At 63.2% G+C, this 22,399-nt stretch carries 19 protein-coding genes; 10 read left to right on the forward strand and 9 right to left on the reverse strand.

The features are described from left to right. Nucleotides 1-21: 21 nt before the first annotated feature. Nucleotides 22-474, forward strand: a complete 453-nt coding sequence (locus HU144_RS11515) for a MarR family winged helix-turn-helix transcriptional regulator (protein WP_235351451.1) — start codon at nt 22-24, stop codon at nt 472-474. 97 nt (nt 475-571) lie between these two features. Here HU144_RS11515 and HU144_RS11520 read toward each other — a convergent pair whose 3' ends face one another. Continuing rightward, the gene (locus HU144_RS11520; RefSeq protein ID WP_235351452.1) at nt 572-1,099 is read right to left on the reverse strand and encodes a GNAT family N-acetyltransferase; all 528 of its coding nucleotides are present in this window, start codon (nt 1,097-1,099) and stop codon (nt 572-574) included. Further along, complete coding sequence (msrB, locus tag HU144_RS11525; RefSeq protein ID WP_096160773.1) at nt 1,096-1,521, reverse strand: peptide-methionine (R)-S-oxide reductase MsrB; 426 nt, start codon at nt 1,519-1,521, stop codon at nt 1,096-1,098. Before msrB ends, HU144_RS11520 begins: the two co-directional genes overlap by 4 nt. A gap of 183 nt (nt 1,522-1,704) precedes the next feature. Here msrB and HU144_RS11530 point away from each other — a divergent pair, with 183 nt between their 5' ends. Further along, nucleotides 1,705-2,904, forward strand: coding sequence for an alpha/beta hydrolase (locus tag HU144_RS11530; RefSeq protein ID WP_235351453.1), 1,200 nt, complete (start codon nt 1,705-1,707; stop codon nt 2,902-2,904). A gap of 16 nt (nt 2,905-2,920) precedes the next feature. On the opposite strand, the gene HU144_RS11535 is transcribed toward HU144_RS11530, so the two are convergent. Together HU144_RS11535 and HU144_RS11540 are read right to left on the reverse strand one after the other, a co-directional pair. Further along, entirely contained in the window at nt 2,921-5,575 is a 2,655-nt protein-coding gene (locus HU144_RS11535) for a penicillin acylase family protein (RefSeq protein ID WP_235351454.1), read from the reverse strand. Between the two features lie 26 nt (nt 5,576-5,601). Next, a complete protein-coding gene (locus tag HU144_RS11540) occupies nt 5,602-6,471 on the reverse strand; it encodes a DUF817 domain-containing protein (protein WP_235351455.1) in 870 nt (289 codons plus the stop codon). A gap of 118 nt (nt 6,472-6,589) precedes the next feature. Between HU144_RS11540 and HU144_RS11545 the strand changes: the two genes are divergently transcribed. Then, the gene (locus HU144_RS11545) at nt 6,590-7,237 is read left to right on the forward strand and encodes an NAD(P)-dependent oxidoreductase (RefSeq protein ID WP_235351456.1); all 648 of its coding nucleotides are present in this window, start codon (nt 6,590-6,592) and stop codon (nt 7,235-7,237) included. A 37-nt stretch (nt 7,238-7,274) separates the two neighbouring features. On the opposite strand, the gene HU144_RS11550 is transcribed toward HU144_RS11545, so the two are convergent. Continuing rightward, nucleotides 7,275-7,823: a hypothetical protein gene (locus HU144_RS11550; protein ID WP_235351457.1), complete on the reverse strand. Its 549-nt coding sequence runs from the start codon at nt 7,821-7,823 to the stop codon at nt 7,275-7,277. Nucleotides 7,824-7,833: 10 nt separating this feature from the next. Next, the gene (locus HU144_RS11555) at nt 7,834-8,649 is read right to left on the reverse strand and encodes a L,D-transpeptidase family protein (protein WP_235351458.1); all 816 of its coding nucleotides are present in this window, start codon (nt 8,647-8,649) and stop codon (nt 7,834-7,836) included. Nucleotides 8,650-8,709: 60 nt separating this feature from the next. On the opposite strand from HU144_RS11555, the gene HU144_RS11560 reads away from it, so the two are divergent. The 4 genes from HU144_RS11560 (at nt 8,710) to HU144_RS11575 (ending at nt 13,575) form a co-directional block, all read left to right on the forward strand. Next, nucleotides 8,710-9,978: a DUF6636 domain-containing protein gene (locus HU144_RS11560; RefSeq protein WP_235352742.1), complete on the forward strand. Its 1,269-nt coding sequence runs from the start codon at nt 8,710-8,712 to the stop codon at nt 9,976-9,978. 245 nt (nt 9,979-10,223) lie between these two features. Next, the gene (gene leuA / locus HU144_RS11565; protein ID WP_235351459.1) at nt 10,224-11,996 is read left to right on the forward strand and encodes a 2-isopropylmalate synthase; all 1,773 of its coding nucleotides are present in this window, start codon (nt 10,224-10,226) and stop codon (nt 11,994-11,996) included. Nucleotides 11,997-12,073: 77 nt separating this feature from the next. Further along, a complete protein-coding gene (gene recO, locus HU144_RS11570; protein ID WP_198396356.1) occupies nt 12,074-12,802 on the forward strand; it encodes a DNA repair protein RecO in 729 nt (242 codons plus the stop codon). After that, a complete protein-coding gene (locus tag HU144_RS11575; RefSeq protein WP_235351460.1) occupies nt 12,799-13,575 on the forward strand; it encodes an isoprenyl transferase in 777 nt (258 codons plus the stop codon). The genes recO and HU144_RS11575 overlap by 4 nt, the downstream gene beginning before the upstream one ends. Nucleotides 13,576-13,905: 330 nt before the next feature. On the opposite strand, the gene HU144_RS11580 is transcribed toward HU144_RS11575, so the two are convergent. Further along, complete coding sequence (locus HU144_RS11580; RefSeq protein WP_235351461.1) at nt 13,906-15,729, reverse strand: DEAD/DEAH box helicase; 1,824 nt, start codon at nt 15,727-15,729, stop codon at nt 13,906-13,908. A gap of 337 nt (nt 15,730-16,066) precedes the next feature. Between HU144_RS11580 and HU144_RS11585 the strand changes: the two genes are divergently transcribed. Together HU144_RS11585 and HU144_RS11590 are read left to right on the forward strand one after the other, a co-directional pair. Next, nucleotides 16,067-17,446 (forward strand): glycine--tRNA ligase, encoded by a 1,380-nt coding sequence (locus HU144_RS11585; protein WP_096167267.1) that lies wholly within the window; start codon nt 16,067-16,069, stop codon nt 17,444-17,446. Between the two features lie 178 nt (nt 17,447-17,624). Then, complete coding sequence (locus HU144_RS11590) at nt 17,625-18,884, forward strand: YibE/F family protein (RefSeq protein WP_133066674.1); 1,260 nt, start codon at nt 17,625-17,627, stop codon at nt 18,882-18,884. 95 nt (nt 18,885-18,979) lie between these two features. Here the strand turns inward: HU144_RS11590 and HU144_RS11595 are convergent, their stop codons facing one another. Together HU144_RS11595 and HU144_RS11600 are read right to left on the reverse strand one after the other, a co-directional pair. Further along, entirely contained in the window at nt 18,980-20,371 is a 1,392-nt protein-coding gene (locus HU144_RS11595; protein WP_096177750.1) for an aspartate aminotransferase family protein, read from the reverse strand. Further along, the gene (locus HU144_RS11600) at nt 20,368-20,853 is read right to left on the reverse strand and encodes an Lrp/AsnC family transcriptional regulator (RefSeq protein ID WP_096167274.1); all 486 of its coding nucleotides are present in this window, start codon (nt 20,851-20,853) and stop codon (nt 20,368-20,370) included. The genes HU144_RS11595 and HU144_RS11600 overlap by 4 nt, the downstream gene beginning before the upstream one ends. A 192-nt stretch (nt 20,854-21,045) precedes the next feature. On the opposite strand from HU144_RS11600, the gene HU144_RS11605 reads away from it, so the two are divergent. Then, nucleotides 21,046-22,374, forward strand: a complete 1,329-nt coding sequence (locus tag HU144_RS11605; RefSeq protein WP_235351462.1) for a M24 family metallopeptidase — start codon at nt 21,046-21,048, stop codon at nt 22,372-22,374. The last annotated feature ends 25 nt before the right edge of the window (nt 22,375-22,399 follow it).

The raw sequence follows: 22,399 nt of genomic DNA on the forward strand, positions 1-22,399 counted from the left end.
TCCTCGGGAGGATGAGAAGCGATGTCGACCACCCACGACCCTCTGGCTCTGGAGAGTCAGGTCTGCTTTGCCCTGGCCGTCGCCTCGCGCGGAGTGATCTCCGCCTATCGTTCGGTGCTTGAACCAATTCATCTCACCCATCCGCAGTACCTGGTCATGTTGGCTCTGTGGCAACATGAGACGCTGCCTGTGAGGAGGATTGCCGAGCTGCTCCGCCTCGAAGCTGCAACGGTATCGCCGCTGATCAAACGCCTCGAAGCACTGGACTACGTCGAGAAACGACGCAGCAGCGACGACGAAAGAGTCGTCGAAGTCTCACTGACCGACACGGGTGCGAAGCTGCGCGCGACGGCTGAGGCGATTCCTGGGCAGATGATGACCAAACTCGATATGAGTGAAACAGAGCTGCGCGAACTTCACTCCACTATGACGAAGATCATCGTCGCGGCCGACGCAGCTCATGCAGTCGATTGAAACGCCGCGGGAGTCCACGTTCCATTTTCCGCTTCGGTGCCCCGGGCACTTCGAGGCACCCCGGGTACTCCTGGACAGCCCAGGCGCGCGGAAGCCTTTAGGCGGATGAAGCATCCGCCGATCGTGACATCGGGGTGTGCTCGATCCCGTCCTCGAGGAACCGCGGACCATTCGGGCTGAATCCGAAGCTCTCGTAGAACCCCTCGAGGTGAGATTGGGCGTTGAGCGTCAGCAGTCGGTGACTGTGGCCGGCAACGAGCTCGCCGATCAGCCGTCGACTCCAGCCTTGGCCGCGCATATGCGGGTTCGTCACGACCCGACTGATGCTGCGGGCTCCCGGCTCAAAGGCCGGGCCGTCGGGAAAATCGGGCGGGAGGATGCGGGCGTAGGCCCTGGGAGCAAGACTGCGGCCCACCTCCGCGCCGTGGGTGTCCTGCATGGTCCTGGCGTCATCGGGGTAGAAGGCGTGCAGAGTCAGCGGCAGCGTGTCGACTCCGTCCTGATCGAGGAAGATGCAGTTCTGCTCGACGACGAAGACCTGGGACCGCAGCTGGACGATCCCGTAGAGCTCAGTGACCGTCAGCTCGTCGAAGGACTTGATGACGAGCGGCGATTCTTCGCTCATTCCTGACCGTCGACGAGGCGCAGAGAGATCGAGTTCAGGCAGTACCGCTGGTCGGTGGGGGTGTCGTAGCCTTCTCCCTCGAAGAGGTGGCCCATGTGCGAATCGCACTTCGCGCACCGGACCTCGACGCGCTCCATGCCCATGGACGAATCGCGGAGGTAGCGGACCCGATCCTCGGCCAGGGGAGCGTAGAACGAGGGCCAACCGCAGTGTGAGGAGAACTTGGTATCGGAGGGGAACAGGTCTGCGCCACAGGCACGGCACTGGTACATTCCCACACTGGTCGTGTCGACGTATTCGCCGGTGAACGGACGCTCCGTGCCGCCTTCGCGCAGCACCGCGAATTCATCAGGAGTGAGTACGTCCTGCCAGCGGATCTCCTCGGGATTGTCTTCTGTGTTGACGTTCGGCGACTGACTCATCGCGACCTCCGGTGCTTGTCGATATCTGTTGGAGTTCATTGTCCCACTGCTGCCGGACACGCAGGAATCCCTCTCCGGCGATGGCTGATGCAGCAGCGAGCTGGCTCTGAGAGCCCTCTCACCTGCACAACAGCGTTTGGAGACTTCTCATTCCTTGGGTGACAATGAAGTCAGGAGGTATTCATGGTTCGCGACACTAAATTCCCGACTCGCCTGCTTCTGGCTTCGGTGGGTGTCGGTGCTGGGATCGGCGCCGTGATCTCGGTGGCGTCCTCGGGGCTGGCCGTCTATTTCGCGCGAAAGATCGTGGTTCCCGAAAACGCGCCGGAAGAACTCGAGATTCTCCACATCGACGGATTCTCGCCCAATATGCGCATCCATCTGCCCGCCGATGAAGAGACGACGGTGCGAGGCACCTATGGCCTCTACTTCAACCAGGGCGCCGGCCATGCCGTGATCGGTGACATCGTCGAATATGACCCGCGGTCGAGAACCGTCTCCCGAGAGGTCCTCTCGGTCACCCGCGGAGACATCAAGCGTGCCTCTCACGGTCGTTGGACGGGCATCGTGTACCCGGAGCCCGTGGCGGCAGGAGTGAACGCCGAGGACATCGAGATCGAATCCGACGCGGGAAGACTTCCTGCCTGGCTGCTGCCCACAGACCATCCCGAACCTCATGACACCTGGGCGATCCTCGTCCACGGCCGCGCCAGCACCCGAGCCGAAGGCCTGCGAGCCGCCCCGATCCTCAATACGCTGGGCGTCCCGGCGATCGCCATGTCCTACCGCAGCGACGCCGAGGTCAGGGTCGAGACCACCTCCCGTTACGGCCTCGGCGACACCGAGTGGATCGACGTGGACGCAGCGATCGACTTCGCTGTGTCACAGGGCGCCCGCGACGTTGTCCTCTTCGGCTGGTCGATGGGTGGGGCCATCGCCTTGCAAGCCGCCTCCCGTGGTCGGAACAGACGGTACGTGAAGGCTCTCGTCCTCGACGGTCCCGTCGTCGACTGGGTGAATGTCCTCGACGGCCAGGCTCGGCGCAATATGCTTCCGACGCCCATCGCCAAACTCACGCTGGAGATGATCACCCAACCGTGGGCGCGACCGATCACCGGACTGCAGACGCCTTTGGATCTGGGCAGGCTGGACTGGGTGACACGCGCTGCGGAACTCGACGTTCCGGTGCTGCTCATCCACTCAGACGACGACGAATTCGTACCGTCTTCGCCGTCCCACGCGCTGGCGTCCGTGCGTCGCGACCTCGTGACGATGCCCGTCTACGACCAGGCCCGCCACACCAAGGAATGGAACATCGACCCAGTCCGCTGGGAAGACGATGTGGCGAACTTCCTCGAGGCGAAGATCCTGCCCAGGGCCTGACCGTCTCGCTCCGCACTCAGGGCCGAAGTACCAGCGAATCCTCGGTGTGCCGGTCCAGCGCATCGGGTGTGTACGGCCAGGGCCGAGTCGTGCCGGCCGCCCAGTCCTCGGTCTGATCTGCATAGTGCGGGTGGAAGGCATGGCCCGAGGCCCCCGTGAGGTTGATCCACCGGGAGTGGTTGAAGTCCTTGAGGTCAACGATCTGTCGCATCGAGGGCACCCAGTTCGTCTCGAAGCCCACCGAGGCATCCCAGCCAGTGGCATTGACTTCTCCGGACCCGCCCGAGACCTCGTAGGGGCCTCGATTGAACAGCCGCTCAATGGGTTTGATCCCAGATTCGCCGAGGCTGGCGTTGCGGATGGTCAGCCTGTGCAGGATGCCCCACCGCCAGGTCACGGGTTCAGACCCGAGTAGATCCTCGGTCGTCTTCCACGCAGAATCCATGGCCCGAGCCAGCGCTTCGTCCCGATTCTCGACCTCGTCATCGGCCCACCACTCGGAGTCGGGATCCTTCAGCTGGTTCTTGATGATGAGATACCAGCGTGATCCGCCGGCCGGAGGCACAGCATCGGGCAGCTTCGGAGCGAACACTTCATCGAGGATCGTCTTCGAGAGCACATTGAAATACGCTGCAGCGGCACTGTTGGCATCATCGCGGCCATCCCAGTCCGAGAGCAGCTCCTGAGCTTCGGCGATGTCGGTGCCCTCGCCGGCATCGATCTCTTCCAGCAGCGGGATCAGGGTCAGTGCGAGGGGATTGAGGTCATCACCCTGAACGCGAGACATGTCGCCCATCGTGACGTCCCCCTGGGCGATCGTGTCCTGCAGCAGCTTCGTGATCCGCCGCGCCCGGTCTCCATCGTCGAAGTCATTGCTCAACTGGACCGACCCTCCTGGAGGGGTGACAGGATTGTTCGCCGTCACGATCCAGCCACGTTCGGGGTTGTACAGACTCGGCAGATCCTCGAAGTCGAGGTATCCCTGCCAATCTTCGTCGGTCTTCCAACCGTGCCGTGGCAGCATGCCGTCGCCCTCGCCGCGTTTGGGGATCTTCCCCGGCGCCTGATAGCCGATGTTGCCTTTGGTATCCGCGTAGATGAGGTTCTGGGAGGGGACGTCGAAGAGCGAGGCGGCCTGCCGGAATTCGCTCCAGTTCGTCGCCGCATTGAGCCCGAAGATCGCCGAGGCTGTGTTGCCCGGTTCCAGGGCCGTCCACTGCAGCGCCAGCTGGTAGTGCTCGTCGGCTGGACCTGATTTCGTGTCGGCGGTGTTCGCCCCGGTCGAGGCATCGAGCACATTGCGATAGGTCCCATCGAGATCCGAGATGAGAGGGCCGTTGCTCGTTGAGCGGATCGTGATCTCGCGAGGTTCCTGTTTCGCGATCTTCACGGTCTCCTTGCGTGTGGTCACGGGTTCGTCCCCAGAATCACGGACGACTTCGCCGTCGCGGACCTTCTCGACCACGAGGTCGGCGACGTCGGGCCCCAGATTCGTCAGTCCCCAAGCGATGCTCTGGTTGTGGCCGATGACGACCCCTGGCAGCCCCGAGAAGGAGAAGCCGGACACGTCGAAGGGACATTCGGGCGTGATTTCGGTGCAGCGCAGTCCGATCTGATGCCACACGGAGGGCATGGCGGGAGACAGGTGCGGATCATTGGCCAGCAGCGGGGCACCGGTGGCGGTGTGCTCACCGGAGACCACCCACGAGTTCGACCCGATGTCATGACTGTTGACTCCCAGGAGCACCGGCAGCGACTTCAGGTGCTCCTTGAGCTCGCCGAGGTTGCTGGGAGTCTCGGTCCCTCCGCCGTGTTCCGATTGCTGTGTGTCCGCAGCAGTCACCTCGCCCCCCGCACGTGCTTCGCCCTCGTCACTTGCTTCGTCTTCGTCACGGGCTTTGGCGCCGGCATTGCCGCCGACGATCGTCGGGCGGGTGTCATAAGGGTAGTCGGGATAGACATCGGCCATCTGCTCATCATCGAGCGCGGTCTGGCTGATTGCTCGGTCGATTTCGTCCTCGACGTTCGAGCGCAGATCCCAGGCCATGGCCTTGAGCCAGGAGACACTGTCGACCGGAGTCCATTCCTCGATCTCGACGCCACCGGCCTGAAGACCGACGATGCCGTACTCGAGGGACACCTCGGTGGGGGACTTGTCACGCAGGTAGGCGTTCACGCCCTCGGCATAGGCCTCGTAGTACGCGCGTGTCTTGTCATCGAGTGCCGCGACCTCCGCCTCGGCGACCTTCCTCCAGCCCAATGTGCGAATGAACTTGTCGGTGCCGAACTGTGACTCGCCGAAGAGTTCCGAGAGCCGGCCCGAGGTGACATGCCTGCGGAAGTCCATTTCCCAGAACCGATCCTGGGCGTGGACGAAGCCCTGAGCCATGAAGAGGTCGTGGGAGTTGCTGGCCTCAATGGTCGGGACACCCGATTCATCGCGGGTGACGCTGACCTCGGCGTCCAGGCCCGACAGTGAGATGTCGCCGTCCGTGGTGGGATAGGACCGTTGGACGAGGAAGACACCGAGCAGGGTGAGGATGAGCAGCAGAACGAGGACGGCCGCGAGGATGCGGATGAGGACCTTTGCGCCCACAAAGCGATGCGCGCCGGACGGCGGTCGGACCGCTTCGACCAGGGCACTGGAATCCTCTGAATCCGCGTCTGCCATATGTCTCCTTCGACCGAGTCTGAGTTTCAGCTCAGAATATCAGCTGACCTGGCCTTATCAGGCGGTTTGGGAGGGTAGATGAAGGTGACGAGGACGACGGAGATCATCATCAGCAGGAACCACGCCACCAGTTTGGTCACCGGCACCATCTGCCAACCGTCGATCTGGGAGGGGTAGAGCCACGCGCCGGTGAGGGTGCCGATGTTCTCAGCGATCCAGATGAAGAACGCCACCAGCACGAACGCAAAGAGGACCGGCATGCGCAGAGTCAGCTTGTGCACGTGGAAGTGCATCCGACACCGGAAGAACACCACCCCGACAGCAAGGACGAGGAAGAGACGCACATCGACTATGTAGTGGTGGGTGAAGAAGTTGAGGTAGATCGCGGCGGCGATGACCGCGGTGATCCACCTCGGCGGGTAATGACTGAACCGCAGGTCGAAGAGACGATAGACGCGCACGATGTAGGAGCCGACCGCCGCGTACATGAACCCCGTGAACAGGGGCACAGCCGCGATGTGGAGGACGCCTCCGGCCGCATAGTTCCACGAACCCATCGACGTCTTGAAGATCTCCATTCCGGTGCCGACGATGTGGAACAGAACGATGACCCAGAGCTCGCGCCCGGTCTCCAGACGCAGAAGGAGCATCACCGCCTGGATCAGGACTGCCAGGATCACGAGGATGTCATTGCGGGCCAGGCCCGCATCGTCCGGGTACCACCACGCGGTGAGAATGATTGCGAGCAGCATGAGGGCTCCGAACAGGCAGGCCCACGCCTGTTTGATCCCGAAGACGAGGAACTCCCGCACCCCGGACGGTACCTGTGAGAGATGCCGATTGGCGAATCGGTCGAGGAGCTGTTCGAGCCGTGTGAGTTCATGCTGATCGGCCATGAGGTCCTTCGACTGAGGGGCAGCGGTCGTGACAGAATCCTATCGCGCCCGGCGCCGCGCTCCTCGGCGCGGGTGGAGCCATCGGAGCAGCTGTGGATTCAGCAAATAGACTCGGGGCATGCACATCCTCATCTTCGGAGCCTCCGGCCACGTCGGCACGGGCCTGGCCCAGCACCTGTCCGCTGACCATCGCATCACCGGCATCGTCCGGTCACAGCCGGAGAGCACGACTGCCTATGAACCCGTCGTCGTCCCCGATTGGGTGGATCGACCCCAGGCCGTCATCGACGAGCTCCACCGGTTGGACGCATCATCGGTCGACGCGGTCATCGCTGCGGTCGGCGGGTGGTACGTGGACATTTCGATGATCGCTCGCGGGATCGCCTCCTTCGATGAGGACTACTCCTCATACCTGCGTGGTCATTTCGCTGCCTGTGCCGTGTCAGAGGCGCTCGCCGAGGCGGCCGGAAGTGCCCATGTCCGGCATCTGGCCCTCAACGGTGTGGCCAGCGTCGAGGCCTGCGTCGGGTCGGGAGCGATCAGCGTATTCGGCGCCGCCCAAGAGATGCTCATCAGAGTGGCCGAGGCCGAGACCGACTCCGTGGACTATCGCGAGCTCAAAGTCATGGCGCCCATCGGCGGTGATGACCGCAACGATCTGCGCGGGGGAGTGGAGACGATCAGCCTTCCTCAGGTCGCCGAAGCAGTCAGCGCGGTGCTGACTCGACCAGATGAGCACGAGATCAGCACTCAGCTGGGAGTCTAGGCCAGGTCTTGGCCTGTGCGCAGGCCCTGGTCCCTGCTTAGGCCTTGGCATAGCGGATGAAGACCTGGTCATCGACGGTTCGCACATCGATGACTCGCAAGCTGAGGGTGGCCTCGAGTTGGGAGAAGTGGCTGCCGGTGCTGTGAGAGTAGAGCGGGCTCAGACTCAGGTGCAGTTCGGCACCCGGGACGGCATCGAGCAGCCGGTAGGCCAGGTTCGGCCCGGACTCGCACACCAGGGTCTCACTCGTGGACTCGACGGCCTCGAGCACCTGCGCGGCAGTGTCGGGAGTGAAGTGCTGAGCTCGGTAGTCGAGGCCGGCCTCGGCGAGCTGCCTGCTCAGTTCGTCCGGGTCCGATTCGGTCAGGACATGTACGGGGGTGTGTTCGAGGGCTTTGCCCGGTGCGTTGATGACCGGCAGTGCGGGATTGAGCGCGGTCCGGCGGTCGATGATGATGGCACCTGCCTGTCTGCGCAGGGATATGAAGTAGTTGAAGTCGGCCTTCGTGGACACGCCTGTCGACCAGCCGTCCAGGGAATACGCTCCGTTGATCGTCTGTACGAGGGAGATGATGAGCTTTCGCATCCCGGTGCCTCTACCTCTGCAGCTGGGACTCAGGTCCCATGGCGATGCGCGGGTGGGCATCGGGGTCGATGGTCCCAAGGATCCATTTGAGGTCCTTCTCCTTGAGCGTCACACAGCCGTTCGTCCCGGAATCATGATCGAGGTGCAGCCAGATGCCGCCGCCCTTGTCCCATCCCAGTGGACGAGTCCTGTCGGTGGGCGGGGTGCCCGGAACGCGGTTGTAGTCGATTGCGATGATGTAGTCGAAGACCCGCTCGTACTCGGCACCGTAGGCCACCGTCGCCGAGGAGGGGAGTCGATCATCCTGGGTGTAGGGAAGCGCCGTCCCCGGGTCCTGTTTGTACCCGCCTGCATCGCTGAGAGTGAAGACTCCGACCGGTGATGTCTTGTCGCCCTCCCGTCGATCGGCCAGCCAGCCCTTCTTCCCATTGTGGATGTCAAAGGTCTTGCGCTTCTTCCACTGCCCGTCATCGAAGGCGTAGAAGCTCAGCTGCCCGGAATCAGAATTCGCATCCGGCCCGCTGGCAACGAGGACCTGTGAGGTCTCTGCGGGAATCTGTGCGGCTGTCTCCGGGCCCAGTCCGGGGACCTGAACGGAGTGGGCCGGACCTGCTGTCTCTGCGGTTTCTGCTCCGGGTGGGGTCATCTGCGCGGGGGCGGCGAAATCACCGAGGTCGTTCTGCTGGGCAGGCGCGGCGACCATCGCGGAATGAGCGGACGCACCATCATCATCCTCGCTGTCGGTCGGTGTCCCGCATGACGACAGCGTCAGGGCCAGAACAGCGACCGTCAGGCTGGTCCCGGCCCGGGCTCCACCACTGAACATGAGGTCATCATCTCACGAACCTTGAGAACACCGCGGTAGTGACTATGCGAAAATGAGGCTATGAGCATTCCACCTGTGCCGAACCACCCTCCGCGCCCCGGGCGTCGGAAACCGGCGGAGGAGTCTCCGGATTCGATCACCACTCAGTTGTTCATCGGCCAGGACAAATCCCCGGCCGCGGATGGCTCGACCCAAGCCCTCAGCGCGGACGAGCTGGCCAGACTCCGGTCGATGGTGTCCTCCGACGGAGCCGATGCCACCGAGGTACTCAGCCTCGACGAGCTGCGCCAACTCGCCGCCGCCGAGAATGAAGAATCCGCGCTCAGCGGCCCGACACCACGGAAGGCGAGGTCCGAGGACATCGCCGAGGCGGAGGCCGCCTCCGCACCGAAGCAGTGGAATCCACAGGGTGCCTCGGGCGGCCAGCCTCCGAATCCCGAACCCTGGGGCGCCGACTTCGGTGCGCCCGGACAGCCCGCTCCTCAACCGCATCCCCCCGAGTACCCCGGAAACGAGTCGCACGTGCCCAACGGCGCATCACCCTACGCCCCACATGCTGCAGCCGCCTACGCAGGACACGGTGGTCCCGGACCGGCAGGCGTCGGCCACGGGCCAGGTGTCGGCCCAGGTGGTCAGGGGGGCCCTGCCGGTCAAGGGGGCCCCGTCGGACCGGGTGGACCAGCCGGTCCCAACGGCGGCGGTTACGGTCCCGGTGGACCTGGCGGGTACGGACCCGGGGGATACGGGCCCGGTGGGCCAGCCGGGCCCGGCGGGCCCTACCGCCGTGAACCCGATACGAAGAAGGTCCCGGGGTGGCTCTGGGCCCTGGCTGCGATCGCACTGGTGATCGCCCTCGGCATCGTCGGCTACATCGCCTGGGACGCGACGCAGAGCAAGGACGACGCCGCGCCCGGCTCGTCCTCGCAAGGACCCTCAGACGATGCAGGCTCCAAGTCCGACGATTCGAGTTCGAAACCGCCTGTCGCTGCCGAATCCTTCAAATCTCCGTCCGGCAACATCGCCTGCACGATTGATGCAGATCGCACCCGGTGCGTCATCTCCGCCTTCGACTACACGCCTCCCGCAGAACCCGATGACTGCCAGTTGGACAACTGGGGCGGTGTCGTCGTGGCCAATGACGAAGGTGCCGGCTTCTCCTGCCAAGAGGCCCCCGGAAATTCCGGCCCCGCTCGGGTACTCGGCTACGGCGAATCGATCACTGCCGAAGGGATGACCTGCACATCGACCCGCGAAGGCATGACATGCAAGTCCGATGAGACTGGTGTCGGCTTCAATATGGCGCGCGCCTCGGTCGACTTCCTCGACTAGGGGTCTGGCGGGGGAGTGCTGCCGACTGCAGAGGTGCACACGACCATTGACCACCTCGGCGATATCGGGATCTTAGTCTTAGGATTTGGACAGGTGTGGGATGGACGGAGCAACCAGGACTATGTTGATTGTGTGGCTTACAGGTTGCTCCTCCTTCCTTGCCGCGACGAGTCCTGATCGGACAGCACACTCGTCGCGGAGTTTTTCCTATGCTGATGAAGCACACGATCAATGAATGAGGAACCATGAAACTGCAGAAGCCGACTCCTATGCCATTCAGCAAGTACAAGTCCTTTCAGGACCGGATTGCTCTCGATATGCGCGACCGCACCTGGCCCGATCAGCTGATCCGGAAGGCTCCGCGTTGGCTGAGCACCGATCTGCGTGACGGCAACCAGGCCCTCATCGATCCGATGACGCCAGAGCGCAAGCGCAAGATGTTCGACCTCCTGGTCAAGCTCGGCTTCAAGGAGATCGAGGTCGGATTCCCCGCAGCCAGCCAGGTCGACTTCGATTTCGTCCGCGAGATCATCGAGCAGGACGCTATCCCCGACGATGTGCGCATCTCCGTGCTCACCCAGGCTCGCGAGGACCTCATCGAACGGACGGTGGAATCCCTCGTCGGTGCCCAGAAGCCGACCGTCCACCTCTACAACGCGACCGCGCCGGTCTTCCGCAAGGTCGTGTTCGGTTTCGACGGTGAGGGTTTCGACCAGACTCGTGACATCGCCACCCGTGGCACCCAGGCGGTCATGAAGCACGCCGAGTCACTCCTCGGCGACGCAGACTTCGGCTACCAGTACTCACCCGAGATCTTCGTCGACACCGAACCCGAATTCGCTCTCGACATCGTCGGCAGCGTCCTCGACATGTGGCAGCCGGCCTCAGGCCGCGAGACTGTCGTCAACCTGCCGGCCACGGTGGAGCGCGGCACCCCGAACACCTACGCCGACCAGATCGAATGGTTCTGCCGGAACATGCCCTACCGCGACGAGGTGGCCGTGTCCCTGCACCCCCACAACGACCGGGGAACCGGTGTGGCGGCTGCCGAGATGGGCATCATGGCAGGTGCCGACAGGATCGAAGGCTGCCTCTTCGGCAACGGCGAACGGACCGGAAACCTCGACCTCGTCACTGTTGCGCTCAACCTCTACACCCAGGGTGTCGACCCCGAGCTGGACTTCTCCGACATCGACGAAGTCATCCACACCGTCACCGAATGCAACCAGATCGGCGTCCACGAACGTCACCCCTACGGTGGTGACCTCGTCTTCACCTCGTTCTCCGGCTCGCACCAGGACGCGATCAACAAGGCGTTCGCCGACCGTGAGAAGAAGGCCAACGAGCAGGGCGTGCCTGTGGACCTGATGGAATGGGACATGCCCTACCTGCCGGTCGACCCCAAAGATCTGGGCCGCTCCTACGAAGCGATCATCCGCGTCAACTCGCAGTCGGGCAAGGGCGGCGTCACCTACCTGCTCAAGAGCGAGTACGGTCTGGATCTGCCTCGACGCATGCAGGTCGAATTCTCCCGCGCCGTCCAGCAGCACACAGAAGGCGGGGGAGAGGTATCGGCCGAGGAGATCCGCCGCATCTTCAACCACGAGTACCTGCCCAGCGATGATCCGGACAATGCCTGGGGCCGGTTCCAGATCGTGGGCCTCCGCACCGACTCGGGCACGGTTGATGACTCGGGCGCCTCGGAGCGCGTCGAGGTCGACCTCATCGTCGACGGCCAGGAGCGCACCTACGAAGGACGCGGCAAAGGTCCCATCGATGCACTGGTGAAGGTGCTCATCGACAACTTCGACGTCGACGTTCGTCTCCAGGACTACACCGAGCATGCCATCGGCTCCGGTGCTGACACCATGGCGGCAGCGTACGTCGAGCTCGCCGTCGAAGACCGTGTCGTCTGGGGTGCCGGACTTCACCCGAACATCACGAAGGCCTCACTCAAGGCCGTCGTCTCGGCAGTCAACCGTGCCGCCCGTGATCGCGACGGTGAGCGCGAGCGCTGATCTCCCACCTGATATCTCACACCTGACACAGAGTGCGGCGGGGATCATTCCCCGTCGCATTCTGCGATAATGGGCAGGTGCACAATTATCGTGATGAAGGCATCGTGCTCCAAGGGCACAAGCTCGGCGAAGCCGACCGCATCGTCACTGTTCTCACCCGCAGCCACGGGCTGATCCGAGCAGTAGCGAAGGGCATTCGCCGCACCAAGTCACGCTTCGGTTCCCGGCTCGAACCCTTCATGCTCGTCGATCTGCAGTGCCACGTCGGCCGCAACCTCGACATCGTCACCCAGGTCGAACTCATCGAGCCCTTTGCCCGCGGCATCGGCGCCGACTATGACGCGTACTCGGCCGCGAGTGTGATGGCGGAGACCGCCGCACGGATCACCGAGGTCGAACCCCAATCGCGCACCCACTTCCTGCTTCTCGTCTCAGCCATCCGGTCCCTGTGCAATGGTGAGCATCCGCCGAGGCTGGCCCTCGACGCGTACCTGCTGCGCGCAATGTCCGTGGCAGGCTGGGCACCGAGCCTGCTCGACTGCGCACAGTGCGGCAGCCCGGGCCCGCACCGTGCGTTCTCAGCCTCCCTGGGCGGTGCCGTGTGCACCACCTGCCGACCCAGCGGAGCGGCTCTGCCCGACACCGACGCACTCGAACATATGGCCGCCCTGCTCTCCGGTGACTGGGAGCGAGCGGAATCCTCGGATCTGCACGACCAGATCGACGGTTCCAAACTCGTCTCTGACTGGGTGTCATGGCACTTGGAACGCAATATCCGATCACTGAGAGTTCTGGAGGCCAGATGAGCTATCCCGCGCCGCCCCCGCACCCCAGTGGAGCCCGACCCCCGGGAATCGAGGCGAAGTTCGTCCCGAATCACGTCGCGGTGGTCATGGACGGCAATGGACGGTGGGCCAACGACCGCGGACTGCCGCGCACCGAAGGACACAAAGCCGGAGAGGCCTCGCTCCTCGAAGTCATCCACGGTGCCATCGAGATGGGTGTCGACTATCTCTCCGCCTACGCCTTCTCCACCGAGAACTGGAAACGCTCCCCGGACGAGGTCCGCTTCCTCATGGGCTTCAACCGCGATGTGATCCGACGTCGCCGCGATGAGCTCAATGAGCTCGGCGTGCGGATCGTGTGGGCCGGACGCCGTGGGCGCCTGTGGCGATCGGTCATCGACGAGCTCGAGTCCGCGGCGGAGATGACCAAGCACAACACCGGCCTAGTCCTCCAGTTCTGCGTCAACTACGGAGGTCGCTCGGAGATCGTCGACGCGGTCAACCAGATCACCGCCGAGGTGGCCGCCGGCAAGCTCAAGCCTGGCAAGGTCAGCGAGAAGACCGTTCGCTCGCGCCTGTACGCCTCTCAGGTTCCGGACGTCGACCTGTTCCTGCGCTCTTCTGGCGAGCAGCGCACTTCGAACTTCCTGCTGTGGCAGTCCGCCTACGCGGAGATGGTCTTCCAGGACGTCCTCTGGCCTGATGTCGATCGCCGCACCCTGTGGGCCGCGATCGAGGAATACGCGCGTCGTGACCGTCGCTTCGGCGGTGCCGTCGACAGCCCGAGCGCCTAACACTCAGGTTTCGACGTTCAGCGCTGCCCACGAAGGATCCTCCCGGCACCAGAAGTCCCAGCGGTTTCGCCATCGATCACGTTTGGTGCAGTGGAGCAGTTTGCGAACTGCTTGACTGCACCAAACGTGATCGAGGAGTGCACCAAACGTGATCGGCAGACTAGTCGTACGGGTGCACTCGTCGTATGCGTTCAGTCGTCTTATGCGTTCAATCGCCGTACGGGACGAGATACAGATCGGGCCCGCATCAGACGATGCGGGCCCGAGTCGGCTCTCAGCGCCGGGGGAGCCGGATAGCGGGCGCCCCCGTACGCTCAGGCTCAGCGATACTCAGTAGCGATCGCTTGAGCGTTCGCCGCCGAAGCGGTCATTGCTGAACTTCTTGTTGGCACCGCCGCGTCGATCATTGCGGAAGTTGCGGCTGTCGCCGGGCTGCTTGTCGAAGTTGCGCTTCTTGAACGGACGAGCCGGACGGCCCGAATCCGGACGAATGTCGATCGGTCGACCCTGGATCTGCGTGCTGGAGAGCTTGCGCATGACCGAGGAATCGAGATCCTTGGGCAGATCGACAAGGGTATGGTTCGACCGGATGTCGATGTGACCGATCTCCTTCGAAGTGAGACCCCCCTCGTTGGCGATGGCGCCGACGACCGCACCTGGCTGCAGACGCTCATTGCGGCCGATGGCCAGACGGTAGGTGGTCATATTCTCATCACGCGGACGGGATGAGCGTTCACGGCCTGGCTTGCCGTCGCGTCCGCCGCCGTCACGATCACGACCTGGCTTGCCACGCGAAGGCTCCGGCATGGGATCGGCCTTGAGTGTGTTCGACTCGAGCACCAGGGATGCCAGCGCTGCGGCGATGTCGGTCGCAGGCACGTTGCGGGAGAGCTCGTACTGTTCGATGACTGTCGCGAGTTCGGTCAGCTCGGTCGTCGCGAGCACATCGTCGATGCGCTTGGTGAACTTCTCCACACGGGTGTTCGTCAGCTCTTCGACGCTGGGCATCGACAGCGGTTCGACCTTCTGCTTCGTGGCGCGCTCGATGGAACCGAGCAGACGCTGCTCACGCGGGGTGATGAACAGAATGGCCTCGCCGGAACGCCCTGCGCGGCCGGTGCGGCCGATGCGGTGGACGTAGGACTCGGTGTCGTGCGGGATGTCGAAGTTGACGACGAGGGTGATGCGCTCGACGTCGAGACCGCGGGCTGCGACATCGGTGGCGACGAGGATGTCGACCTTGCCGCTGCGCAGCATATCGATCGTGCGCTCACGAGCCTGCTGTGGGATGTCACCATTGATCGCCGAGGCCTTGAAGCCGCGGGCACGCAGCTTCTCAGCGAGCTCCTCCGTGGCCTGCTTGGTGCGCACGAACATGATGATGCCTTCGTACTCCTCGACCTCCAGGATTCGAGTCAGGGCATCGAGCTTATGCGAGTGCTGGACCATGTGGTAGCGCTGGCGGATGTTCGATCCGGTCTGCGACTTCGAAGCGACCCGGACCTCTTTGGGGTTGTTGAGGTATTTGCCGGTCAGGCGGTGGATCGATGTCGGCATCGTGGCGGAGAACAGTGCCACCTGACGCGAGTCGCCGGACTGGCTGAAGATCTCTTCGATGTCCTCGGCGAAACCCATCTTGAGCATCTCGTCGGCCTCATCGAGGATGAGGTGACGGAGGTTTTCGAGCTTGAGCGATCCCTTCTTGAGGTGGTCGATGACACGACCTGGCGTTCCCACGACGACCTGAGCGCCGCGCTTGAGGCCCGACAGCTGTGGGCCGTAGGCCTGGCCGCCGTAGATCGGGAGGACGGAGAAGTCGTTGAGATTCGTCGCATACGAGGTGAACGCCTCGGCGACCTGGATCGCAAGCTCACGGGTGGGGGTCAGGACCAGAGCGAAGGGACCGTCGTTGGCGCGGCCAGCCTCGGCGAGGTCGGACAGTGCTGGAAGAGCGAAAGCGGCGGTCTTGCCGGTGCCGGTCTGGGCCAGGCCGATGACGTCGCGGCCCTCGACCAGCGCGGGGATCGTTTCAGCCTGGATCGGAGTGGGGGTTTCGTATCCCTGGGCTTCGACTGACTGGAGGACGAGCGGGTGGAGACCCAGCTCGGAGAACTTCGGTGTTGTCGGATTGTCGGATGTGGACACATCTGTCATGAGTTTTCTCTCTCACGTCGGCACACACTTGATCGCAGATGACTGTAGTGGCGATCTACCCTGCGGCCGCTTGTGCAATCATCGTGAGCAATCCGGGCCGAAACCGTATGAGATCCAAGGCGTGCTTGGACAGACTTGAAAACCGTCAGTACGGAGAAAGGTTTGGGTGTGCCTCAATCCTACATGCCCCACGTCCGCCGAGGTGGTTCTGCGGGCCGGATTAAGTGTGAGTTCCGTCGCCCATGAGCCGAGACCCTCGGACGGGAGCTGAACAGATAGGCTGTACCTGCGAGCCACGGCAGCCGGCCGTCGGCGACCTACCTCAAGGAGAATAAACGTGGCACAGTCCAAGTTGGATGCCGTCATCGCCCTGGCCAAACGCAGAGGATTCGTCTTCCAAGCCGGAGAGATCTATGGCGGGTCCCGTTCGGCCTGGGACTACGGGCCCTTGGGCGTTGAGCTCAAGGACAACATCAAGGCCCAGTGGTGGCAGACCTTCGTCCGCGGTCGCGAAGACGTCGTCGGACTCGACTCCTCCATCATCCTGCCCAAGCGCGTCTGGGAGGCCTCCGGACACGTGGAGACCTTCGTCGATCCGCTCGTCGAGTGCCTCAACTGCCACAAGCGCCACCGCGAGGACCACCTCGTAGAAGCCTATGAAGCCAAGCATTCGAAGACACCCGAGAACGGAATGGCCGACATCGTCTGCCCCGACTGCGGGAACCGTGGACAGTGGACCGAGCCGCAGGAGTTCTCCGGCCTGGTCAAGACCTTCCTGGGTCCGGTGGAATCGGAGGCAGGTCTGAACTACCTGCGCCCCGAGACCGCACAGGGAATCTTCGTCAACTTCAACAACGTCGTCACCGCTGCACGGAAGAAGCCGCCCTTCGGCATCGGCCAGATCGGCAAGGCCTTCCGCAACGAGATCACTCCCGGAAACTTCATCTTCCGCACACGTGAGTTCGAACAGATGGAGCTCGAGTACTTCGTTCGTCCCGAAGAGGCCGACGCCTACTATCGCGAGTGGGTCGAGGCCTGCTGGAACTGGTTCATCGACCTCGGCATCTCCGAAGACAACGTGCGCCGCCTCGACGTTCCCGAAGAGGACCGGGCACACTACTCGTCCGGCACGATCGACGTTGAGTACCGCTTCGGCTTCCAGGGATCGGAATGGGGCGAGCTGATGGGCGTGGCCAACCGCACCGACTACGACCTCGGCACCCACACCGAGGCTTCGGGTGCGAAGCTGCAGTACTTCGATCAGGCCAGCGGTGAACGCTTCACTCCCTACGTGATCGAACCATCCTTCGGTCTGACTCGTTCGATGATGGCCTTCCTCGTCGATGCCTACACCGAGGACGAGGCACCGAACACCAAGGGCGGCGTGGACAAGCGCATCGTGCTCAAGCTCGATCCGCGCCTGGCTCCGATCAAGGCGGCCGTACTGCCGCTGAGCCGCAACGAGAAGCTGACACCGGCGGCCAAGGAACTCGCGGCTCGTCTGCGCAGGCGTTGGAACATCGACTTCGATGATGCCGGCGCGATCGGTCGTCGGTACCGTCGTCAGGACGAGATCGGCACCCCGCTGTGCATCACGTTCGACTTCGACTCGCTCGACGACAACGCGGTCACGATCCGCAAGCGCGACGATATGAGCCAGGAGCGCGTCAGCCTCGATCAGGTCGAGAATTACCTGGCCGAGCACCTTGGGGTCTGATAGTCCGCTGGGGTCTGACCACCAGTTGGAACCTATCACCGGCGGCTTCTGAGATTCGGACCCGGTCGGTCGTGAAATCGACCGACCGGGCCCTTTCGGTTGCGCTGCCGTGGGCACGATCATCGACATCGCCATTCACTTCGCGCACGGAGCCCGCGCATCGACACGAAGGTCCGCCATGCATATGACGCTCCAAGGGGAGCCCACAGCCTCGCCGAGGGTCCGCCTGATCATGATCGTGTGCCTCCTGCCGCTGGTCCTCATCACGATCGGGGGCCTTGTCCTTCTGTGGCCGCACGGACCGGAACGGGACCTGCCCGGCGGCGGTCCGATGACGAACACCGCACCTGGAGTCTCTCACGCTGAAGCCAGAGTCACCGCCGTGGACGCGTCGAGCTGCGAGACCAGTGATCCCGATCCGATGCTCGAAGCCGACTGCATGGAGTTCACGGCCGAAGTGGATGGGCAGGAGGGGAGCCTCTATGTGACTCCCGACGCCATCGTGTCCGGGGTCGGTGTCGGAGATTCGCTCAAGGTCCTCGACTTCACGAAGTCGACTGACCGCGCAGAGACCGAGACCGACTATGTGTTCATCGACTACGACAGAGATGTTCCGATCCTTGCCTTGGCGATCATGTACGGGCTCGTCGTTCTCGCCGTCGCAGGCTTTCGAGGCCTGCGTGCATTGACAGGTCTTGCCTTCGCCGGTGTCGTGCTGATTGTGTTCATGCTCCCAGCGATCCTCGACTCCAGGCCGCCGATCCTCGTGGCGATGGTCGCGGCGAGTGCGATCATGGTCATCGCCCTGTATCTTGCCCATGGCGTGTCGACGCGGACGACCACGGCACTCTTCGGGACCGTTGCCGGCATCGTCATCACGGGGCTGCTCGGTGCATGGATGACGTCCTGGGCCAATCTCGGCATCGCCTACTCCGAAGAGGGATTCCTCCTCACCGGCACCACGGACGTGTCGTTGGCAGACCTGATTGTGTGCGCGATCCTCGTCACCGGACTCGGTGTTCTCAACGACGTCACCATCACCCAGGCGTCGGCGGTCTGGGAGCTGGCCACAGTGGCACCGGATCTCAAGTCCGGGCAGCTCTTCGCCCGAGCGATGCGCATCGGTCGCGACCACATCGCCTCGACGGTGTACACGATCACGTTCGCTTATGTGGGGTCCGCGCTGACCACGCTCCTCATCGTCTCCGCCCACGACCAGTCGTTCTTCGAGACCCTGACACTGGGGGAGATGGCAACTGAGGTGGTGAGCATCCTCGTGTGTTCGATCGGCTTGGTCATCGCCATCCCGCTGACGACTGCTCTAGGGGTGCTCGTCGTACGATCGGGTCTGCGACCGCCGCCACGCGCAGCACCGTCGCAGGGCAGCATCCCACCCTCGCAGGAGCAGAACTCCACGGCCGACTCAGCCCTGGACTGACGCCTGACATGAAGTGCGGATGCCCGACATGAGACTGCCCCGAGACCTCAAAGAGGAATCGGGGCAGTCTCATGCGACCAGGCTTCAGGCTGCGATCAGAGCTTCGTCCAGGCTTCCGAGAGGACGCCGCGGATGATCTGCTCCATCTCGTCGAACTCCTTCTGACCCACGGTCAGGGGAGGTGAGAGCTGGATGACTGGATCCCCACGGTCATCGGCACGGCAGTATAGGCCGTTCTCATACATCTTCGCGGACACGAAGTTCTTGAGGATACGCTCCGACTCCTCCTCTGTGAAGGACTCCTTGGTATCGCGATCCTTGACGAGTTCGATGCCGTAGAAGAAGCCCTCACCGCGAACGTCACCGACGATCGGCAGGTCTTTGAGCTTCTCGAGCGTGAACTTGAACGCGGCAGCGTTCTCATGGACGTGGTCGTTGAGCTTCTCCTTTTCGAACACGTCGAAGTTCGCCATCGCGGCGGCACAGGCGACGGGATGACCGCCGAAGGTGTAGCCGTGGTAGAAGGTCTCCTCGCCACCTGGGCCGAAGGGCTCGAACAGGCGATCCGAGGCGATCATCGCACCCAGCGGAGCATACCCGGAGGTGATGCCCTTGGCGCTGGTGATGATGTCGGGGACGTAGCCGAAGTCGTTGCAGGCGAACATGTCGCCGATGCGACCGTAGGCGCAGATGGTCTCATCGGAGACCATGAGCACGTCGTACTCGTCGCAGATCTCACGCACCCGATCGAAGTATCCGGGTGGCGGTGGGAAGCAGCCGCCGGAGTTCTGCACCGGCTCGAGGAATACGGCCGCAACCGAATCGGCACCTTCGAACTCGATGGCCTCGGCGATGCGGTCGGCTGCCCAGCGGCCGAAGGCCTTCTCATCGTGGGCGTAGGGCTGCGGCGAACGGTAGAAGTTCGTGTTGGGCACCTTGATCGCACCAGGGACCAGGGGCGCGAACTGTTCGCGCAGATCAGGCAGCGAGGTCACGGACAGGGCACCGTGCGGCGTGCCGTGGTAGGCGGTGGCGCGCGAAATGATCTTGTGCTTGCCCGGCTTGCCGGTGATCTTGAAGTAGTTCTTCGCCAGCTTCATCGCGGACTCGACCGAATCACCGCCGCCGGAGGTCAGGAAGACGCGGTTGAGGTCGCCGGGAGCGTAGCTGGCCAGGCGCTCCGAGACCTCGATGGCCTGCGGATGCGCGAAGGACCACAGCGGCATGAACGGGAGCTTCAGCGCCTGATCGTACATTGCCTTCGCGATCTCCTCGCGACCGTGGCCCACCTGGACAGTGAAGAGTCCGGCCAGGCCGTCAAGGTACTTATTGCCCTTGTCGTCGAAGATGTGGTGGCCTTCGCCACGGGTGATGATCGGTGCTTCACCACCGTTGAACAGTGACTGGTGTGGAGCCATATGCATCCACACGTTGTTGCGGATGGCATCCTGATAGCCGGTGCCAGCTCTGGTGACATTCTCTGTCATCGCGTCCCCCAATTGTATTTTTGCTTTTCGAGTGAGAGGTACATGAAGAGCTCCGTGTCCACGACTGCGTCGATCGAGCGGAGCTCTTGGTTGACGAATTCGATCAGGTGGCGATCCGATTCGCAGACGATCTCGACCAGGATGTCGAACGACCCTGCGGTCACGACGAGATAGTCGATCTCGTCGTATCCGTGAAGTCTGTCGGCGACCTTGGAGATATCGCCGCGAACCTTGACTCCCACCATGGCCTGTCGGGCGAAGCCCAGACTCAAGGGATCGGTCACGGCGACGATTTCCATCACGCCGGAGTCGATGAGCCTGGAGACCCGCTGACGGACAGCAGCTTCGGACAGCCCGACGGACTTGCCGATGGCCGAATACGACTTGCGTCCATCGTGCTGCAGCTCGACGATGATCGCTTTCGATTTCTCGTCGAGATTGCCCAGGCGGTGACTGCTTCCGCTCGGCATCAAGTGGGCCATTCTTCACCTCCGTGATTTGGGTCTCAGCACAATCTATCATCAATTCGGTCGGAATGCGCACCCTGGCGTGCGAATTCCGTCGAATCTCAAAAAGAATGATTCTGGATCCGTCATGAATTCGCATTTCTACGCGCGACAACACGCGTGTCGCAGTGATTGACATGGTGTGATGCGGCTCACCACACTGTAATCATGAATGAGGGTGAGCTGTTCTACGCCGGAGAAGACAACCGGCCGGATGTGCAGGGAATGCGGCCCGGTGCCGAGCAGGGCCGGGCAGGACAGGAAGTCAGAGCTCGCCCACAGCCGCGGCCAGGCGAGGTCGACACGATCGGCGCGAACAATCTGTCGTTCTCCCCGGACGAGTACTTGGGGCGCATCGCCTCGGTGCGCAATCGGATGGTCGATCAGGGACTGTCTGCGCTCATCGTCACTGACCCCGCGAACGTCTACTATCTGACCGGCTACAACGCCTGGTCCTTCTATACCCCGCAGCTGCTGTTCGTCCCGGCTGCGGGTCCGCTGACACTGTTTCTGAGGGACATGGACGCCAAGGGAGCTATGCACACCTCGTGGCTGCCGCCCGAGGACATCGTCGGATATCCCGAACGCTATGTGCAGAGACCCCACATCCACCCGTTCGACTGGGTGGCCTTCGCACTCCGACAGCGTTGGGAGGTCGCCCGGGCGTCCTCATCGCCGGTCGGCGTCGAGATGGACTCGCACTTCTTCTCGCCGCGTGCTTTCCGATCGCTGGTCAACGGCGTGCCTGAGTGGAGGCTCGTTGACTCCTTCGAGCTGGTCAACTGGATCCGGGCGATCAAATCTCCGGCCGAGGTGGCGCTGATGCGCAATGCCGCCGAGGTGACCACGGAGTCGATGAACGCGGCACTGGGAGGCATCGGGGTCGGCATCGCGCAGAACGAGGTGGCGGCGGAGATCGCCGCCGCGCAGGCTCGCGGACGCGGCAGCTCCTGGGGTGACTATCCGGCCATCGTTCCGCTGCTGCCCACGGGGGAGAGTGCCGATACTCCGCACCTGAGCTGGACGGACCGCAAGTTCATCGACGATGAGTCGGTGAGCATTGAGCTGGCGGGCGTCCACCGTCGCTACCATGTGCCCTTGGCTCGGACTGCCGTGGTCGGAAAGCCGAAGCAGGAGCTCATCCGTCTCGAAGGCGTCGTTGCCGAGGCGCTGTCCGCGGTTCTCGAAGTCGCCGCGCCCGAGGTGGCCACCGCTGAGCTCGCCCGGACGTGGAATCGGGTGCTGGCACTGGCGGGCCTGGAGAAGCCGAGCCGCCTGGGGTATTCAATCGGAATCGGCTATCCGCCCGATTGGGGCGAGCGCACGATCTCGATCAGGACCGAGGACGATCAGTTCCTCGAGGCGGGAATGACCTTCCACCTCATCTGCGGAATGTGGATGAACGGGTACGGTTACGAGCTGTCCGAGTCCATTCTCATCACCGATACCGGCTGTGACACATTCACCGCATTCCCGCGCGAGCTGATCCGGGTCTGATGACCACCTCGGCGCCGGCAGATCG

Source organism: Brevibacterium sp. UCMA 11752, from assembly GCF_021532235.1.
GTDB lineage: Bacteria > Actinomycetota > Actinomycetes > Actinomycetales > Brevibacteriaceae > Brevibacterium > Brevibacterium antiquum.

Bases quoted from the DNA above. Each gene is read 5' to 3' on its own strand.
- HU144_RS11575 (WP_235351460.1), top strand. From the start codon at position 12,799: ATGAGCTATCCCGCGCCGCCCCCGCACCCCAGTGGAGCCCGACCCCCG.
- HU144_RS11590 (WP_133066674.1), top strand. From the start codon at position 17,625: ATGCATATGACGCTCCAAGGGGAGCCCACAGCCTCGCCGAGGGTCCGC.
- HU144_RS11600 (WP_096167274.1), bottom strand. From the start codon at position 20,853: ATGGCCCACTTGATGCCGAGCGGAAGCAGTCACCGCCTGGGCAATCTC.
- HU144_RS11515 (WP_235351451.1), top strand. From the start codon at position 22: ATGTCGACCACCCACGACCCTCTGGCTCTGGAGAGTCAGGTCTGCTTT.
- HU144_RS11535 (WP_235351454.1), bottom strand. From the start codon at position 5,575: ATGGCAGACGCGGATTCAGAGGATTCCAGTGCCCTGGTCGAAGCGGTC.
- HU144_RS11540 (WP_235351455.1), bottom strand. From the start codon at position 6,471: ATGGCCGATCAGCATGAACTCACACGGCTCGAACAGCTCCTCGACCGA.
- HU144_RS11605 (WP_235351462.1), top strand. From the start codon at position 21,046: ATGAATGAGGGTGAGCTGTTCTACGCCGGAGAAGACAACCGGCCGGAT.
- HU144_RS11520 (WP_235351452.1), bottom strand. From the start codon at position 1,099: ATGAGCGAAGAATCGCCGCTCGTCATCAAGTCCTTCGACGAGCTGACG.
- HU144_RS11530 (WP_235351453.1), top strand. From the start codon at position 1,705: ATGGTTCGCGACACTAAATTCCCGACTCGCCTGCTTCTGGCTTCGGTG.
- HU144_RS11545 (WP_235351456.1), top strand. From the start codon at position 6,590: ATGCACATCCTCATCTTCGGAGCCTCCGGCCACGTCGGCACGGGCCTG.
- leuA (WP_235351459.1), top strand. From the start codon at position 10,224: ATGAAACTGCAGAAGCCGACTCCTATGCCATTCAGCAAGTACAAGTCC.
- HU144_RS11550 (WP_235351457.1), bottom strand. From the start codon at position 7,823: ATGCGAAAGCTCATCATCTCCCTCGTACAGACGATCAACGGAGCGTAT.
- HU144_RS11580 (WP_235351461.1), bottom strand. From the start codon at position 15,729: ATGACAGATGTGTCCACATCCGACAATCCGACAACACCGAAGTTCTCC.
- HU144_RS11560 (WP_235352742.1), top strand. From the start codon at position 8,710: ATGAGCATTCCACCTGTGCCGAACCACCCTCCGCGCCCCGGGCGTCGG.
- msrB (WP_096160773.1), bottom strand. From the start codon at position 1,521: ATGAGTCAGTCGCCGAACGTCAACACAGAAGACAATCCCGAGGAGATC.
- HU144_RS11595 (WP_096177750.1), bottom strand. From the start codon at position 20,371: ATGACAGAGAATGTCACCAGAGCTGGCACCGGCTATCAGGATGCCATC.
- HU144_RS11555 (WP_235351458.1), bottom strand. From the start codon at position 8,649: ATGTTCAGTGGTGGAGCCCGGGCCGGGACCAGCCTGACGGTCGCTGTT.